General features: G+C 64.2%; 10 protein-coding genes and 2 pseudogenes. 5 read left to right on the top strand and 7 right to left on the bottom strand.

Annotated elements, in window-relative coordinates:
• Nucleotides 1-643: 643 nt before the first annotated feature.
• Together ACFCZ1_RS17055 and ACFCZ1_RS17050 are read left to right on the top strand one after the other, a co-directional pair.
• On the top strand, nt 644-1,840 hold the full coding sequence (locus ACFCZ1_RS17055; protein ID WP_376679056.1) for a hypothetical protein: 1,197 nt from the start codon (nt 644-646) through the stop codon (nt 1,838-1,840).
• Nucleotides 1,841-1,987: 147 nt separating this feature from the next.
• The gene (locus tag ACFCZ1_RS17050; RefSeq protein WP_376679055.1) at nt 1,988-3,256 is read left to right on the top strand and encodes a condensation domain-containing protein; all 1,269 of its coding nucleotides are present in this window, start codon (nt 1,988-1,990) and stop codon (nt 3,254-3,256) included.
• 158 nt (nt 3,257-3,414) lie between these two features.
• Here the strand turns inward: ACFCZ1_RS17050 and ACFCZ1_RS17045 are convergent.
• The 5 genes and pseudogenes from ACFCZ1_RS17045 to ACFCZ1_RS17025 form a co-directional block, all read right to left on the bottom strand.
• Nucleotides 3,415-4,451: pseudogene (locus ACFCZ1_RS17045) on the bottom strand (ISAs1 family transposase).
• A 448-nt stretch (nt 4,452-4,899) separates the two neighbouring features.
• Entirely contained in the window at nt 4,900-5,277 is a 378-nt protein-coding gene (locus tag ACFCZ1_RS17040; RefSeq protein ID WP_376679068.1) for a hypothetical protein, read from the bottom strand.
• Nucleotides 5,274-5,900, bottom strand: a complete 627-nt coding sequence (locus tag ACFCZ1_RS17035; protein WP_376679054.1) for an ISAs1 family transposase — start codon at nt 5,898-5,900, stop codon at nt 5,274-5,276. Before ACFCZ1_RS17035 ends, ACFCZ1_RS17040 begins: the two co-directional genes overlap by 4 nt.
• 50 nt (nt 5,901-5,950) lie before the next feature.
• The gene (locus tag ACFCZ1_RS17030; RefSeq protein WP_376679053.1) at nt 5,951-6,766 is read right to left on the bottom strand and encodes an endonuclease/exonuclease/phosphatase family protein; all 816 of its coding nucleotides are present in this window, start codon (nt 6,764-6,766) and stop codon (nt 5,951-5,953) included.
• A 20-nt stretch (nt 6,767-6,786) separates the two neighbouring features.
• A complete protein-coding gene (locus ACFCZ1_RS17025) occupies nt 6,787-7,164 on the bottom strand; it encodes a cupin domain-containing protein (protein WP_376679052.1) in 378 nt (125 codons plus the stop codon).
• 323 nt (nt 7,165-7,487) lie between these two features.
• Here ACFCZ1_RS17025 and ACFCZ1_RS17020 point away from each other — a divergent pair, with 323 nt between their 5' ends.
• From ACFCZ1_RS17020 to ACFCZ1_RS17010, 3 genes and pseudogenes are all read left to right on the top strand, one after another.
• Nucleotides 7,488-8,582, top strand: coding sequence for an IS630 family transposase (locus tag ACFCZ1_RS17020; RefSeq protein WP_376679051.1), 1,095 nt, complete (start codon nt 7,488-7,490; stop codon nt 8,580-8,582).
• A 433-nt stretch (nt 8,583-9,015) separates the two neighbouring features.
• Nucleotides 9,016-9,294, top strand: a pseudogene (locus tag ACFCZ1_RS17015) (site-specific integrase); the annotation flags it as partial.
• A gap of 656 nt (nt 9,295-9,950) precedes the next feature.
• On the top strand, nt 9,951-12,239 hold the full coding sequence (locus ACFCZ1_RS17010) for an amino acid adenylation domain-containing protein (RefSeq protein WP_376679050.1): 2,289 nt from the start codon (nt 9,951-9,953) through the stop codon (nt 12,237-12,239).
• A gap of 13 nt (nt 12,240-12,252) precedes the next feature.
• Here the strand turns inward: ACFCZ1_RS17010 and ACFCZ1_RS17005 are convergent, their stop codons facing one another.
• Together ACFCZ1_RS17005 and ACFCZ1_RS17000 are read right to left on the bottom strand one after the other, a co-directional pair.
• Nucleotides 12,253-13,317 carry an IS630 family transposase gene (locus tag ACFCZ1_RS17005; RefSeq protein WP_376679049.1) on the bottom strand — a complete coding sequence of 355 codons (1,065 nt, stop codon included), beginning with the start codon at nt 13,315-13,317 and terminating at the stop codon, nt 12,253-12,255.
• 4 nt (nt 13,318-13,321) lie between these two features.
• Nucleotides 13,322-13,510 (bottom strand): hypothetical protein, encoded by a 189-nt coding sequence (locus tag ACFCZ1_RS17000; RefSeq protein WP_376679048.1) that lies wholly within the window; start codon nt 13,508-13,510, stop codon nt 13,322-13,324.
• Between the last annotated feature and the right edge of the window lie 563 nt (nt 13,511-14,073).

The raw sequence follows: 14,073 nt of genomic DNA, 5'->3' as shown, positions 1-14,073 counted from the left end.
ACACATCGCACTCCACGAGCGGATCTTCACACGCCTCCTCGCGCGACCCCAACCCGCGAATTACCAAACACCCCCGCCGGGACAAAACGCTCTTTCAGATCATGCCGCCTTGGGATTTGCCCCCATTCATGGAATTCCTTGAGGATCGGATCGTGGGGTCCGAGGGGAAGGCGTCCGGGTGGCTGCACGGCGGTATTCGGAGGAGTTCAAGCGGGACGCGGTCGAGCCGGTGGCTTTCACCGGCCGGTCGGTCAACACGGGTGTCAGGCAGGGCAGTTGCAAGGTCCTGGTGACCTTGCGAGTGCGCAGGTCACGAAAGTGTGACGATGCCGGGTGAGCGCACGCCCAGATGCAACGAGGCTCCGTTGCGGAGGTGACCTTCCGAAGTCCCCTTCGCACAACGGAGCTTCGTTGCGTACGAGACGGGTCAGCCGGCACACGTCACACCATGACCTGCACCTTCACACCCCCACCCAGACTTTGAAACAGCCCTGGGACATAGACACTCACGCACCCAAGTCGCCTTCATGCCGCATCCCTGCTCCTGCTATCTGTCAGGACTTCAGAGGCCCCTGCGTCAGTAATCTGAACTAGATTCTCATGCGGTCGGCAGCGGCCGTTGTCGCTGTCGAAAGGGGCGCACATGGCGGACAGGCTCCCGTTGCTGAGCACGCAACTCGGCTTCGCCCTAATGGCGGAACGCACCGGTCAGCGAATGTCTATACACAAGCTCTTTCGTATGCCGCCCTCGGTCCTGTCAGCCGCCGATCTGAATCTGGTCCTGCACTCGATCATGCTCCGGAATCCTACGCTGTCCTATCGCATAGGATTTTCCCGTGCCGAGGTATACCAGGAGCGGTATTCGGCCACGTATGACTTCGCCGAAGTGCAGGCGGAGGACGAAGAGGCCGCCGTGAGGCTTTCCATGACGGTCGTCGATGAATTCGAAGCCTCTCTGGACGGTGCCGCGATGGAGGCACGTCTCATACGCTCCCACGACGCCGACTATCTGCTGCTGGTCTTCGACCACGCACTGGTCGACGGCCAGTCGCAGCTCATCATGATCCGGCAGTTGGCCGCCCCGGAGCCTCCTGATGGCGGGCAATGGGAGCGCTTCGAGGCCGCTGTCCTGGACAGGGCCGAGTCCGAGAGCGCCACGGCAGGCGGACCCGGAATCGCCTTCTGGGCGGACCGTCTGAAGAACTTCCACGGAGAGCTCCCCCGGGGGGCGGCGAAGATGCCCTCCGAAATCATCGTCGGCCTCCCGAGCGTCGCCAGCCCGAGTGCCATCCGTGGCTCCCGTTTCCCGTACGTCCTCTTCTCGCTCCACCGCGCTCTGCGCGACGTCACAGGGGCCGAGGCAACCATCGTCGCTTACCCGTGGGGAAGGCGGAACGAGGCGTTCTCCGACGTCGCCGGGTGTTTCCTGAACACTGTCATCTCGCTCGACCTGACCGGACCACGCAGCCCTCTCGAGGCGATGGACGACTTCCTCGACGACTGGTTTCTGGAGATCGACCATGCGGATGTGCCGTTCGTCTCGCTCGCAGGGCTCGGATCTGCCTTCTCCGGCTCGGTCGCAGCGGGGATGTTCGCCTACGAGGTCGCGACGGAGAGCAGCGTGAACATCGCAGGCATCGAGGCTGTCGAGGTCTCGCCGCGATTCGGCCACAACCAGCCGATGTCGGCGTTCACCGCTGCTGCGACGGTCCGTGAGCACGAGATCGGGCTCGAACTCACGGTGGACGAGGGGGCCGGGTACGGGGTCCAGGACCTCGGTACCCGCTGGCGCCATCGGCTCAGCGAAGTGTTCTCGTGCTTTCCCGCACGGCAATCCTGACAACCTGATCCATGGGGGTGGAGAAATGACCCGATCAGCTTCTCCGAGGTGTATCTAGCAGCCGTGGGGGCCGATCACCGAGCGAGCCCCCACGCTGCGCATTTCGGTAACGCTGTCGCCCTTCTGGGCTGATACGGAGGTAAGGAAATGACTGTGGGCCGGACTGAGGTCACGCGGGGTCCGACATCGCTCGCCGAGATGGCCCGGCTCTCGGGGGAGTTTGCGGAGAGGCACAATCTTGTCTATTGCGTGCTGTGGCTCACCGGGGAGCTGGACATCGCCGCCGTTCGTGAGGCGTGGCGGGGTGTCTGTCTGAGCCATGACGTGCTGCGGCGGGCCTATGTCTCGCCGGACGAAGCATGCACGTACGACGACGTGTTGGGGGAGGTGGAGTTCTACACCGCCGATACAGACACGGAGGCACTCAAGACGGTGCGCCAGATCACGACCCCATTCGACCTCGCCGGCGTGGGGTTGTCGCGCATCGCGATCGTGCAGCGCGACGAGCGCAGGCACCTCCTCGCGATCGTGCTGGACCACATCATCGTCGATGAGAAGACGTGGAATCGTCTCATGGCGGATTTCGGCGAGTTCTATGAGCGCGCCATTCAAGGGGCGAGCGCCCCCGACAAGGTCGAGAAGAACGCATATCACGACTTTGCGTTGCTCGAGCGCCACGAGCTGTCCACTGCATGGGGTGAGGAGCGCAGAGCGTTCTGGCGTTCCCAGACCGATCGGTTCGGAACGTTTCCTCCCCCCTTTCCGATCGCCTGTGAAGCGAAGGGAGAATCCAGGCTCACGGCGGTGCATCACGCGTTGCCGGCGGACGCGAAGGCGAGAGTGCTCGACCTCGCGAAACGTGCCCGGGCGACACCGTTCGTAACGGTGGCCTCCGCTGTGCTGGCAAGTTTGCAAGAGGTGAGCGGCGCCCCGACCGTGGGGGCCACCACTCCTTTTCACGGACGCGTTCTGCCGGGTACAGCCGATATCGCCGGCCTGTTCGTCCAGATGGTCCCCCTGCAGCTGACCGCGGGGGCGCGCCGTCCGCTGGAAACGGTTCGCGAAGTCTTTTCTCATACCCTCGACGTGTTCGAGTACAACCTCCCGCTCCGGTCCGCAGGAAGGCTCTGGAATGAGGAACTGGTGTCCGTGGACCGGCAAGCTGGGGTGAGCGTGACCCTCGACAAGCGGACGATGTCCTTCGGGGAGTCACTTCTTGTCGGAACGAAGGCGGAAATCGTCCCGCTTTATGTGCCAGGCGAGGTGACTTGGCCGCGAACCCTTCAATTTATGTGGGAAATGGACGGAATGGCCCCGCGGCTCTCTGTCTATTATAATGAGAACTATTTTCCGGACGAGGCCGTCGAATCGCTGATTCAGGCAGCTGAGAACTTCGTGCTTTCGACGGACAGCTGACCCAGGGCTTCGGCATGAAGGCGACTTGAGTGCGTTCGCCCCAACTACGTTTGGTGAGCGGGTTGGTGGTCAAATATGTCAGGCATGACCGCCAGTGAGCGACTCTGATCGGGTCAGACCCAGGGCTTCGGCGTAGTCGCGTGATGTCCGGTTCGTGATCATGTGAGGCCGAGTAGGGCGAGCGGGCGTTTCGGGTCGCGGGAGTTTGCCCGGAGTGCGGCGGCGACGTTCTGGGTGCCGGCGATGCGCAGGGCGCCGATGGCAAGGTTGCGCCAGGTCGCCATGGTGCGGGGCGCATTGCCGGTCCGAAGCTGCGAGGCGTCCTCGGCGAAGGTGGTGTCCCGCACGTGGTGCAGGGCCTCGATCTGCCAGTGCGAGCGGATCATGTTGGCGAGCTGGGCGGGAGTGGCCTGCTCGGCGCTCAGGCTGGTGACCGCGTAGACGGTCTTGATGCTGACCTTGCCGCTCTTGCGGTGCAGGCGGCGCCGCTTGAGCTGGACGGCCTGGCGGGCGCCGGGGAAGAGCAGGTTGTTCACGGTGCAAACCTTGATGCGGCGGATCTCGCCACGGCCGTGACCGCTCTCGCGGATGAGGCTCTGGAGCGGAATCCGCTGCCAGGGAAGGGCTTTGAGCTGCTTGCGGAGCTTCTTCTGATTCTCTTTGACGATCACGATGTAGTGGGCGCCTCGACTGGCGAGGTACTCGGCGTGCTCGCGTTGGGTGTGCATGGCGTCGCTGTTACGACCGTGTCGGCCAGGTCGGCGAGGTTGTCCAGAAGGGGCTGGAAGCACGTGATCTCGTTCGTCTTGTCTCCGACGTCCAGCTGGGCGAGGACCAGACGGCTGGTGTGGTCGAGTGCGGCCAGCAAGTGGATCTTTCGGCCGTCGGCTCTGGCGGCGCCGCGCAGGCTCTTGCCGTCCACCGCCACTGCCCGGCGAGTCTTCGGGCCGGGCTGAGTGCGGCGATCGGCCAGCCAGGCGCCGACCGCCCGGTCAAGCGCATCGGCATCAAGGCGGGCCAGGGTGCGGCGGATCGTTGTCTCGCACGGCACCGGCCGGATGCCGGTCAACGGGCAGCGACGCGCGCCGATGCGGTCCAGGACCGCCGATGGCGCATCGGCAGCCCACTCGCTGATGGCCAGGAGCGAGGTCGCGCCGGTCAGCACGGCGCAGGCGGCCAGCGCCAGCACATACACCAGGCCGTGGCGCACACCGCGGGGCTTGCGAGGATCGGGGACGGCGGCCAACCGGGTCAGCAGCCCGGGCAGTTCGTGTTCCGCGGCGTCGGGCTGGTCACGGAGTTGGTCAAGGACGGGCGGGATGGGAGAGGATACGACGGCAGGCACGGACTTCCGTAGGGATCACTGGACTCGACACCCACATGATCTTGGAAGCTCGTGCCTGTCCTGCGTCCGGGCCACCGCCGGCACACATCGGGAAAACCCACTCAAGCCGCGACTACGCCGAAGCCCTGGGGTCAGACCCTCCGAGCGGTACCGCCCTTATCCTCACAGTCGGGGATCTTGATTGCGCCGTGAGGCGCTGTGGTTCGAGTGAAGGTGGAAGACCATCACCTCCGGCCTGTCGCAGCAGGTCGGTGTAGCTGCAGGGCTTCGGCGTAGTCGCGTGATGTCCGGTTCGGGATCATGTGATCCCGAGCAGGGTGAGGGTCCGTTTCGGATCGCGGGAGTTGACGTGGAGCGCGGCAGTGATGTTGCGGGTGCCGACGAGGCGGAGGGCTCCGATGGCGAGGTTCCTCCAGGTCGCCATGGTGCGGGGTGCGTTGCCGGTCCGCAGTGGTGAGGCGTCCTCGGCGAAGGGGGTGTCGCGCACGTGATGCAGGGCCTCGATCTGCCGGTGCGAGCGGATCATTGCCGCCAGCTCGTGGGGGCTGGTCTGTTCGGCGGTGAGGCTGGTGGCCGCGTAGACGGTCTTGATGCTGGTCTTTCCGGTCCTGCGGTTGGTGCGGCGCCACTTGAGCTGGACGGCCTGGCAGGCGCCGGGGGAGAGCAGGTTGTTCACGGTGCAGAGCTTGTCCGGCGGATCTCGCCGCGGCCGTGGCCGCTCTCGCGGGTGCGGCCCTGGAGCGGGATCCGGTCCCAGCGAAGCGTTTTGAGCTGTTTGCGGAGCTTCTTCTGGTTGCCCTTCACGATCACGATGTATTGCGTGTCGCGGTCGGCGAGGTATTTCGCATGCTCGCGCTGGGTGTACATCGCGTCGCTGGTCACGACGGTGCCGGCCAGGTCGGCGAGGGTGGCCAGCAAGGGCTTGAAGCAGGTGATCTCATTGGTCTTCTCGCCGACATCCAGCTGGGCCAGGACCAGCCCGCTCGCATGGTCGAGCGCGGCCAGCAGGTGAATCTTCCTGCCGTCCGCCCGGGCGGCGCCGCGCAGGCTCTTTCCGTCGACGGCCACAGATCGCCGAGTGTTCGCGCACGTGGGGCGACGACCGGACAGCCAGGCACCCACCGCACGGTCCGAGGCGTCAGCATCCAGACGGGCCAGAATCCGAAGAGTCGTCGTCTCGCACGGCACCGGCCGGATGCCGGTCCACGGGCAGCGGCAGGCACCAAGACGGTCCAGGACCGCAGGCGGAGCATCGGCGGCCCACTCGCTGACGGCCAGCAGCGAGGTCGCTCCGGTCAATACCGCAGGCGAATTGTTCTATAACCTCCGGTGCAGCTCCGTCGACCTCATTAAAGCGAACGAGTCCATTTGGAGGTAGGACGCTCGACGGAAAGACTCACCTGACGGTACGCGTGATCGGATTCGGTGGCTATCACAGTAGCCGACAGCAGGCCCATACCCTGCGCGTAGAGGATATAGTCCTGTTTGGCTCCTTTGGCGGCTGTGACGGTATTCGCGAACGCATTGATGTACCCGTCTCGCCCGAGGGTCTCATTCAGCACGTCCTCGATCGGGTCATGGTTCAGGTCGACGGCGACCACGGCCGGACCGGACTCCTTCAGGGCCAGCATGTCCCGCGCGAGCATGTCCCATACGCCAGCGAATTCCGGGTCTGTGGCACGTGCGCCGAAGTACCGCAGCGGAAAACAGTGGCCGTTAATCAGTCCAACCTGACGGCCACCCACGTCGACCGTGGTGATCATGTATCCCTTGTCTGCCAGCGTCCACGCTTCTCCGCCTGGGCCGGTGCCAGTCCGGCCGGGGTTGGGGAATTGTCTGTACACCGCGTTCCCGATCGGGAACCGAGACAGGACTGCCAGCGTGAGGCTGGCGTCTCCTGCTAGGTGCGAGGCGCTGGTGGGGAACGACACCACGTGCGGATACCCCGCTTGACGCGCCAGGTAGTGCGGTTGGCTCTCGCGACGCCCGAGGTAGTCGTGAGCCTCCTGGAGGCAGACCACATCGGGAGCATGCTGCCGCAGCACCGAAGCGTAGTAGTCCGGCGAGGGGATTCCGCCGCGCTGATGGGATGCGCCGAGAATCCCGCCCCCTATGTTCCAGGTTGCGAGCTTGATAAGGGATGTGGGTTCCACGGTGTCGCCCATCCAGGGAGGAAGTGAGGGTTTCAGGGGCGGGAAGTGTTCGGAATCTGGTTCTTTTCTAGAAATCTAACGTGTCGTTCGTGCGTTTCGTCGAACGCCGGGGAGACAGTGAGCGTCATCTCCATGGTTCCGAAATAGTAAATACGTGTCACCGGTGGAACGACGACCAGGTCCGTGGCCTTCACCTCCACGGCTTCGTCGTTGAGATAGAAGGTGCCATAGCCGCTGATGATGTAATACGTATAGGTGCTCTTAAGGCTGTAGAACTCCTGAAAGTGACCTTCCGCGACAGAGACGTGGGCGACGGTCATAGACGGATCTACTTGCCCGTACACGGTCAGGTCGATGCCGTGCTTGTTGAAATGTGCCGCAGCCTCAGCCGTATATTTGTATTGAGTCATGATTCTGCCCCGGCTCGCTTGGAGTGCGTGCCATCGCCAAGGCGGCCCGTCATTTCCAGGTGGTCGCGCACCTCGGGCAGTAGCGTCTTTGTGAAAAGTTGTGCCATGAATCAGATCCTTTGTGCGAGCGTTGGTTCCCCATACGCTGCCGAGTATTTCTAGTGGCTCCGTTCCGCGCCTGCTGGCTCCCCCGCGGCAGGCCGCGAAATGGAGCACATTTGGAATGAGCCGAGCGGCGCGTCGGCCTCCTCACGGGCAGGTCCGCTAGTGATTCGTGATTCCGTCAGCGTTACTCGATCTCCCGTAGCCTCGTTGCTGCTGGCATGGAGCTCGCCGAGGAACAGGACGCTGAGTTGCGGGAGTTGGCGAACAGTCGAGATGTGCTTGCGGATATGGCCATGCGGGCCCGGATCGTGCTGCGGTCGGGCGAGGGGCGTCAGTGCAAGGAGATTACCGAGCTGCTCGGGGCGTCGCTGCCGACCGTGGACCGCTGGAAGACCCGTTATGCCCAGCGCGGGCTGGCCGGTTTGGAAAGCAACCGTCCCGGTGGTGCCCGGGAACAAGCACCGCCGCAGGTGCGGGCCCGGGTGATTGTTCTGCCGCGCATGACGCCGCCGGCCGATACCGGCCTTTCGCACTGGTCGACGCGCGAGCTGGCGAAGTACGTGAAGCGGACTGAGAACGTCAGCCTGTCCTCGCACTACATCGCGTCGATCTGGCGCGAGGAGCAACTCAAGCCGCACCGTAACGGGACCTTCAAGATTTCCAAGGACCCCGCGTTCGCGGACAAGGTCGCCGACGTGGTCGGCCTCTACCTCGCTCCGCCGGGCGGCGCGGTCGTGCCCTCGAACGACGAAAAAACGCGGATCCAGGCGTTGGACCAGACCCAGCCGGTGCTGTCCGGCGCCTTTGCGATCACCAAGAAGTGCACCCACGACTACGTCCGGCACGGCACCACGGACCTCTTCGCCGCCCTCAACGTCGGCACTGGCGAAGTCGTCGGCGAGTGCAAGCCGAGCCGTAATGGCAAGGATTTCCTGGCCTTCCTGAAGAAAGCCGTGAAGCCGCACGCCGGGAAGGAGATCCATGTCGTCCTGGACATTCTCTCCACCCACACCACGCCGGAGGTGAAGACATGGCTGGCCGGTCATCCGAACGTCCGCCTCCAATTCACCCCCGTCGGGTCTTCCTGGATCAATCAGATCGAGACCTGGTTTGGAATCCTGACCCGTCAGTCGATCCGCCGCGGCACCTTCGCCAGCGTCAACGTGCTGATCACGCAGATCCGCAACTACATTGACACCTGGAACTCTGAGGCCAACCCGTTCACTTGGACCGCAACCGCCGAAGAGACCCTGGCTAAGGTCCGTCTAGTTCAGACCAGCATCAAGAAACTTGAGAAGAATCCTCAGGACTGAATTTGCTCCGACGGGGGCCAGGTCGGATTGAACGCCTCCATAAGTGGCAGCCAATCTCTATTGCGGCTCGGTCATCTCCTGCCAGGTGGTACAAAGTCCTGGGCCGCGGCAGCTCATTTCCTACTACGGAACTACATGCTAGCGATCCACTGGCGGCACGCGTACTGACATCGGCCAGGGCTGCCTAGGCGCGCCGGTGGCTCGGGAGGTGCGCTCATCGGGCTGAAGTGCCCCCTTATGGTCTCACGCTTCCGTTTTACGCCTGCGCCGTTTCCGGTGTGCTCATGGGTGATCGGGACGTCGAGCGCGGGGGGACTTGAAGCCATCCCACAGATAACGCCCCAATATCTGGGGTAGCTTGATCCGTCACCTGCGGTGACGTTCTCCGGCCGTTACGTGAAGCGGCTCTGTTATCTGTGGCAAGGAGGAAGCGGTGCCCACCGTCGTACGACTGTTGGCCGGCAAGGCGTTGACCGTTCGCGCGGCGGTACGCGTGCTTCTCGACTCGCTCGGCAACCCGCACACGGTCCGCAACTACGGGATCAGGGTGGGCAACGCTGAACGGCTCGGCGAGGCCCGGCCGCTGGCGTCGGTCGCGGGCGATGAGATCGGCGAGGCCCTGGAACTGCTCTGGGGCACTGCGGAGGTCAACACCTGGAGTTCCCACCGGGCGGGGGTGCTGTGCCGGCTCGGCTGGCGCCGTGAGCGTGGCGCTTTCTATATGGACAGTTTAAATTGATCAACCTCCGGTGCGTCGGCGGGATCCTCGAAGGGCTCGTATTTCCTGGGAACAGCCATGGTCGATGTTCCTCTCACGAGAATCATCTGACGTACCGTCAACTTCCTTTGCGCCCTCGGGGGAACTCTCGATGCGCCCGTCCTGATGCCTAGGTCATGGCATTTGACGGCCATGACCCACAAGTGCCACCCTGCGAATGGAGACGTGGCCCCAGTCAGCAGCAAGGACCGTGGAACGCGACCGAGGCAAGTGCCGCTACGGAAGCTACCCGTCCCAATGATGCGATGTAATTCCGATTTCGCCGCTTCCTGCAATGCAGCTTCGACGCGGCTCCCTGACCGTGAGGTTGAGAATGAAGCGATACGTCACGACTGTCAGCCAGGCAGGTCTCCTTGCTGCTCTGTTTGCGCTGCCCGCCCTGGCCGTCACTCAGTCGTCTGCAAACGAGGATCTTGGGGCAGCGGCCCCGACGGTGCAGGCCGAGGCGAGCGATGGGTCTGCCGCGACGGTGAGCCCTCTCAACTGGTCCTGGCAGTAGCCGCTTCCGTTGGCCTGATCTGCCCCTCATCCCAGCCGGTCATGGAGTCCGCCGACTCCACCGACCGCCGATTCCCCTCATAGGAAGCCTCGTGAGCGACGCCTCTGAACTCCAGCTTGCCCTGCAGGAATTCCCTGAGCAGATGGCGTTCTGGCAGCAGCGCCAGACTGCCTGGGCCGAGCCCACAGTGCTGGTCCGCGACCATCTGCGGGACAACACCGGCGGGCGCTCAGTTGCCACCGTTCCCATCCCGGATTCTCTCGCTGCCACCACGCACGCTCCGGCCTCCGACGGACCCTTGCCGATCCGGGTGCTCGGCAGTGCGGTACTCGTCTTGCTGGCCGCCAGGGCTACAGACCGCGAGTCGGTCACGATCTTCCTCTCGGTGCCCGATGACACCCGACCAGACCGTGATCGCATCGTTCCCCTATCCGCAACCATGGCGGAGGGAGCAACTGGTAGCGACCTGCTCCGCGCCGTGGACACCGATCTGCGTGAGGTGCTCACCCGGCTGGACATCCCGCTGCACGCACTGCTCGACGCAGAGGGCATTCAGCCCACCGATCTGATGCTTTCCATCGCGGGCGACCAGACCGCCGAGGATGCTGATTCCCGCGGCTGCCCGCTCTTCTTCGACCTGCACCTGGGCACGAGCACCTCAGCCCGAGTCGATCTTTATTACGAGACCCGACTCTTCTCGCAAGCGACGGCGCAGCGCCTCGCGGAGTCCTTCGTGGAGCTCGTGGGCCTACTGCTCAAGGATCCGACCCAGCCGGTTGCCTCACTGCTTGCGGCGAGCAGCTCCGAGCAAGCCCTGATAACCCGAAGCTTTAACGCCACGGCCGCTGACTTTCCGGCTGACCACACCCTGCACCGCTTCCTGGAGGAACAGGCCGCTGCCGTCCCGAATGCCGTAGCTGTGGCAGACAATGGCATGACCTACGGTCAATTGAATGCGGCATCCAACCGCCTCGCCCGAGTGCTCCGCGCACGCGGAATCGGGCCCGGCAATGTTATCGGTATCTGCGTTCCACGCTCCCCCAGCATGCTTGTCGCTGTATACGCCGTGCTCAAGGCGGGAGGTGCCTACCTGCCGGTGGACCCTACGCTGCCAACCAACCGCATCGAGTACATCCTCGACCACAGCGGTACTTCGGTAGTGGTCGTCACCGACGAAACAGCACACGTCCCGGTCGGATGTCAGCTCATCAACGTGGCCGACCCTGAGATCGAAGCCGCAGATGCCGCCGACCTGCCGGCTGCCAGTGGGCCCGAGGATCTCGCGTACGTCATCTATACCTCCGGCTCCACGGGCCGCCCCAAGGGCGTGATGGTGGAGCACCGGGCGATCGTCAATCGACTGTGCTGGATACAGCGTGCCTACCCACTGACTCCGGACGACGTCATATTGCAGAAGACGCCGTTCACCTTCGATGTGTCGGTCCAAGAGATCTTCTTGTGGTCACTGGCCGGCGCCTCGGTAGTCACGCTGCCCAATGGTGACGAAAAAGACCCGCAGCGGATAGCTCAGCGCATTGCCGAGTTCGGTGTCACCATGGTCCATTTTGTGCCATCCATGCTGCACGCTGTTCTGCAGTTCTTCATGCTCACCAACGAGACCGCCGATCTGTCGTCGGTACGACGCATGTACGCCAGTGGCGAGGCGCTTGCGGTCAGTCACGTCGAAGCGTTCACGCGCCGGTTCGGACCCTCTGTCGAGCTGCTCAATCTATATGGTCCGACAGAAGCGGCTGTCGACGTCACCTACCAGCCATGTACTGGCCTTGACTCAACCAAATCCATTCCGATCGGCAGGCCGATCGATAACATCCGTCTCTACATTCGGACAAAGTCCGGCGATATGGCACCGATTGGGACCCCGGGCGAATTGTGCATTGCGGGAACCGGTCTGGCTCGGGGATACCTCAACGCTCCGGAACTCACCGATGCTGTGTTCGTCCCAAACTGTTTCGAGGCCGACGGCCGAATGTACCGCACGGGTGACCTTGCCCGCTGGCTGGACGACGGCACGATCGAGTACCTCGGCCGCATCGACTCTCAGGTGAAGGTCCACGGTTATCGCATTGAGCTTGGCGAGATCGAGCACCTGGCCGTTGCCTGCCCTGGCGTCTCCGACTGTGCTGCCACCACCGTGGCGAAGGGGGTGGGCAGCCTGGCCCTGGTTGTCTACGTGGTGCCGGACTCCAACTACTCGGAGGCCCGCTTGCGCGAAGTGCTTGCTGCCGATCTTCCTGCCTACATGCTCCCTCGCTACATCGTCGAGGTGGATGTCATCCCGACCAATCACAACGGCAAGCGAGATCTCAAGTCGCTCCCTACTCCCACGGCTAGGAATGCGGCTCCTCGTAAGCCGTCGTGACCCAGAAGAGGTATCAAGCGTCGCCGGCATCGTTCTGACCGAAGAAATCTTCACGCAACTCAACTGGAAGGACACACAGTTGACCACTGCTGAGAGACGGCAAGCTGGCCCCTGCAGGATGCTTCGTGGCCGCAAGACATTCGTGGCAACTCATATACTGGTTCGCCACTGCGCCGCGGAGCTGGTTGGAGCTGAATCCCCCACACTTATTGATCAGAAACTCAAAGGGTTCTCTTCGGTGGTGTAGCGGACGTGGGGGCCGTGGAAGTAGCCGCGGACAATGGGGGGTTGGCGTTGCCGTCGGCGGAAGAAACGTCGGGTCTCCGTGGCGAGTTCGGCCTGGTTGCGGGCCCGGTGGCCTCTTGGCAGGTTGTGCTTGAGGTCGGCGTGTCTCGGTGAACACCATGAAGTGCATGCGGCCCTTGGTGCTGATCGCGGACATCGCATTCACCGAGAACCGGTTGCCCGTGCGGCGCACGATCGGGGTGCGTCCCCTCTCGCCCCAGGTCCGGCCGGTGACCTGGTCGGAGCGGATGCCGACCTGGTCTGCGAAGAGCACCACGCCGCCCTCGGCCTTCGCCTTCGCCCGGATCGCCGGCCAGGTCTCCTCCAGCCAGGCCCGCACCGCCTCCGGGTCCTGTTCCACGGCCCGCTTGTCAGGGCGCTGGAAGGACAGCCCCCACCGCTTCAGGTACTTGCCCACTCCCGGCTCGGTCAGCCGGACCCGGTACAGCTTCGCGATCAGAGCGCCGACCTGACCACGCGTCCACAACTCCCCTGAAAGCCCCAGTGCGCAGGGGCGGTGATCGAGTACCGCCTGGCGCAGGGCTTCCTGCTCGGCCTCGGTCAGCACCTGATGCTCACCCACGCGTTTGCCCCGCGGCCGGGCGGTCAGAGCGTCACGGCCGCCGGTCAGCCACTTCGCCCACCAGCCGTCCACCGCCTTCAACGAGACCCTGAACACCGCCGCAACCTCCTCGCGGTCCCGGCCCTCCACCAGCGCGGCCACCGCCCGCAGCCGTAACGCTTCCTGTGCCGACGGCGACAGATGCCGCGCGTCCCCCACCAGATCGCTCACACCACTACGACGACCCAGAACCCGAACCGTTTCGGATCAATAACGCCGAGTTGAGAGGGGTGGTGATGCCCCGCACGACGGCGGCCTGGTCCTCTCGGATGGCCTTGGTCAGGCCGGCCAAGGCCGGGAGGTGGCAGACCGCGAGATGCTCGAGCCAGTCCGGCAGCAATGTGGCATCGCGGGCGTCGAGCACGGCGACGAATTGCCGTACCAGGCCATGCGTTCGGTCCGACTCTGGGCAGTGCGCGCACAGTCGGCGGAGTGCCTCGGTGGCGTGCGGACCACGCCAGGACGGTGTGGTGGTGATCCACCGGGCGACCTGACGGGGCGAGGGTGGGCGCTCGCGCGGTGTGTCGATCGGCAGCCCGCGACGCAGCCGGCGCGATGGCCATCTTGACTCGCTGACAGTGGCCGCCGTAGCCCTTGGCAACGATCTCCTGGTACAGCACCGTCGCGGTGTGCTCGCCCTCCTCCCAGCGTTCACGCGAGCACTCCAGATACGGGTCAGGCTCGTGGACCGGCGGGACGGAGTGCGCCGTACGCACTCCTGTCAGGAGGCAGCGCGGGCGCACTTGGCCACGGTGCGTCGGTTCAGTCCCATTTCGCGGGCCATGGCGGCGAGCGGGAGTATCGGCCCCCTCGGACCGTTCTGTCGGCAGTGGTGGGGCCGGTTCGGGTTCAGGTACTGCGGCGGACAGGCAGCCACAGTGGGCCGCAGCGACGTCCGAGACCCGTTTCGACAACCCCTGCCAGAGG

It is taken from the genome of Streptomyces sp. NPDC056224, from assembly GCF_042267665.1.
In the GTDB taxonomy this organism is placed as follows: Bacteria; Actinomycetota; Actinomycetes; order Streptomycetales; family Streptomycetaceae; genus Streptomyces.
Note: the sequence above shows the minus strand (reverse complement) of the source record. Positions and strands in the feature narration are given on the sequence as shown.

Bases quoted from the DNA above. Each gene is read 5' to 3' on its own strand.
- ACFCZ1_RS17055 (WP_376679056.1), top strand. From the start codon at position 644: ATGGCGGACAGGCTCCCGTTGCTGAGCACGCAACTCGGCTTCGCCCTA.
- ACFCZ1_RS17050 (WP_376679055.1), top strand. From the start codon at position 1,988: ATGACTGTGGGCCGGACTGAGGTCACGCGGGGTCCGACATCGCTCGCC.
- ACFCZ1_RS17030 (WP_376679053.1), bottom strand. From the start codon at position 6,766: ATGGGCGACACCGTGGAACCCACATCCCTTATCAAGCTCGCAACCTGG.
- ACFCZ1_RS17025 (WP_376679052.1), bottom strand. From the start codon at position 7,164: ATGACTCAATACAAATATACGGCTGAGGCTGCGGCACATTTCAACAAG.
- ACFCZ1_RS17020 (WP_376679051.1), top strand. From the start codon at position 7,488: ATGGAGCTCGCCGAGGAACAGGACGCTGAGTTGCGGGAGTTGGCGAAC.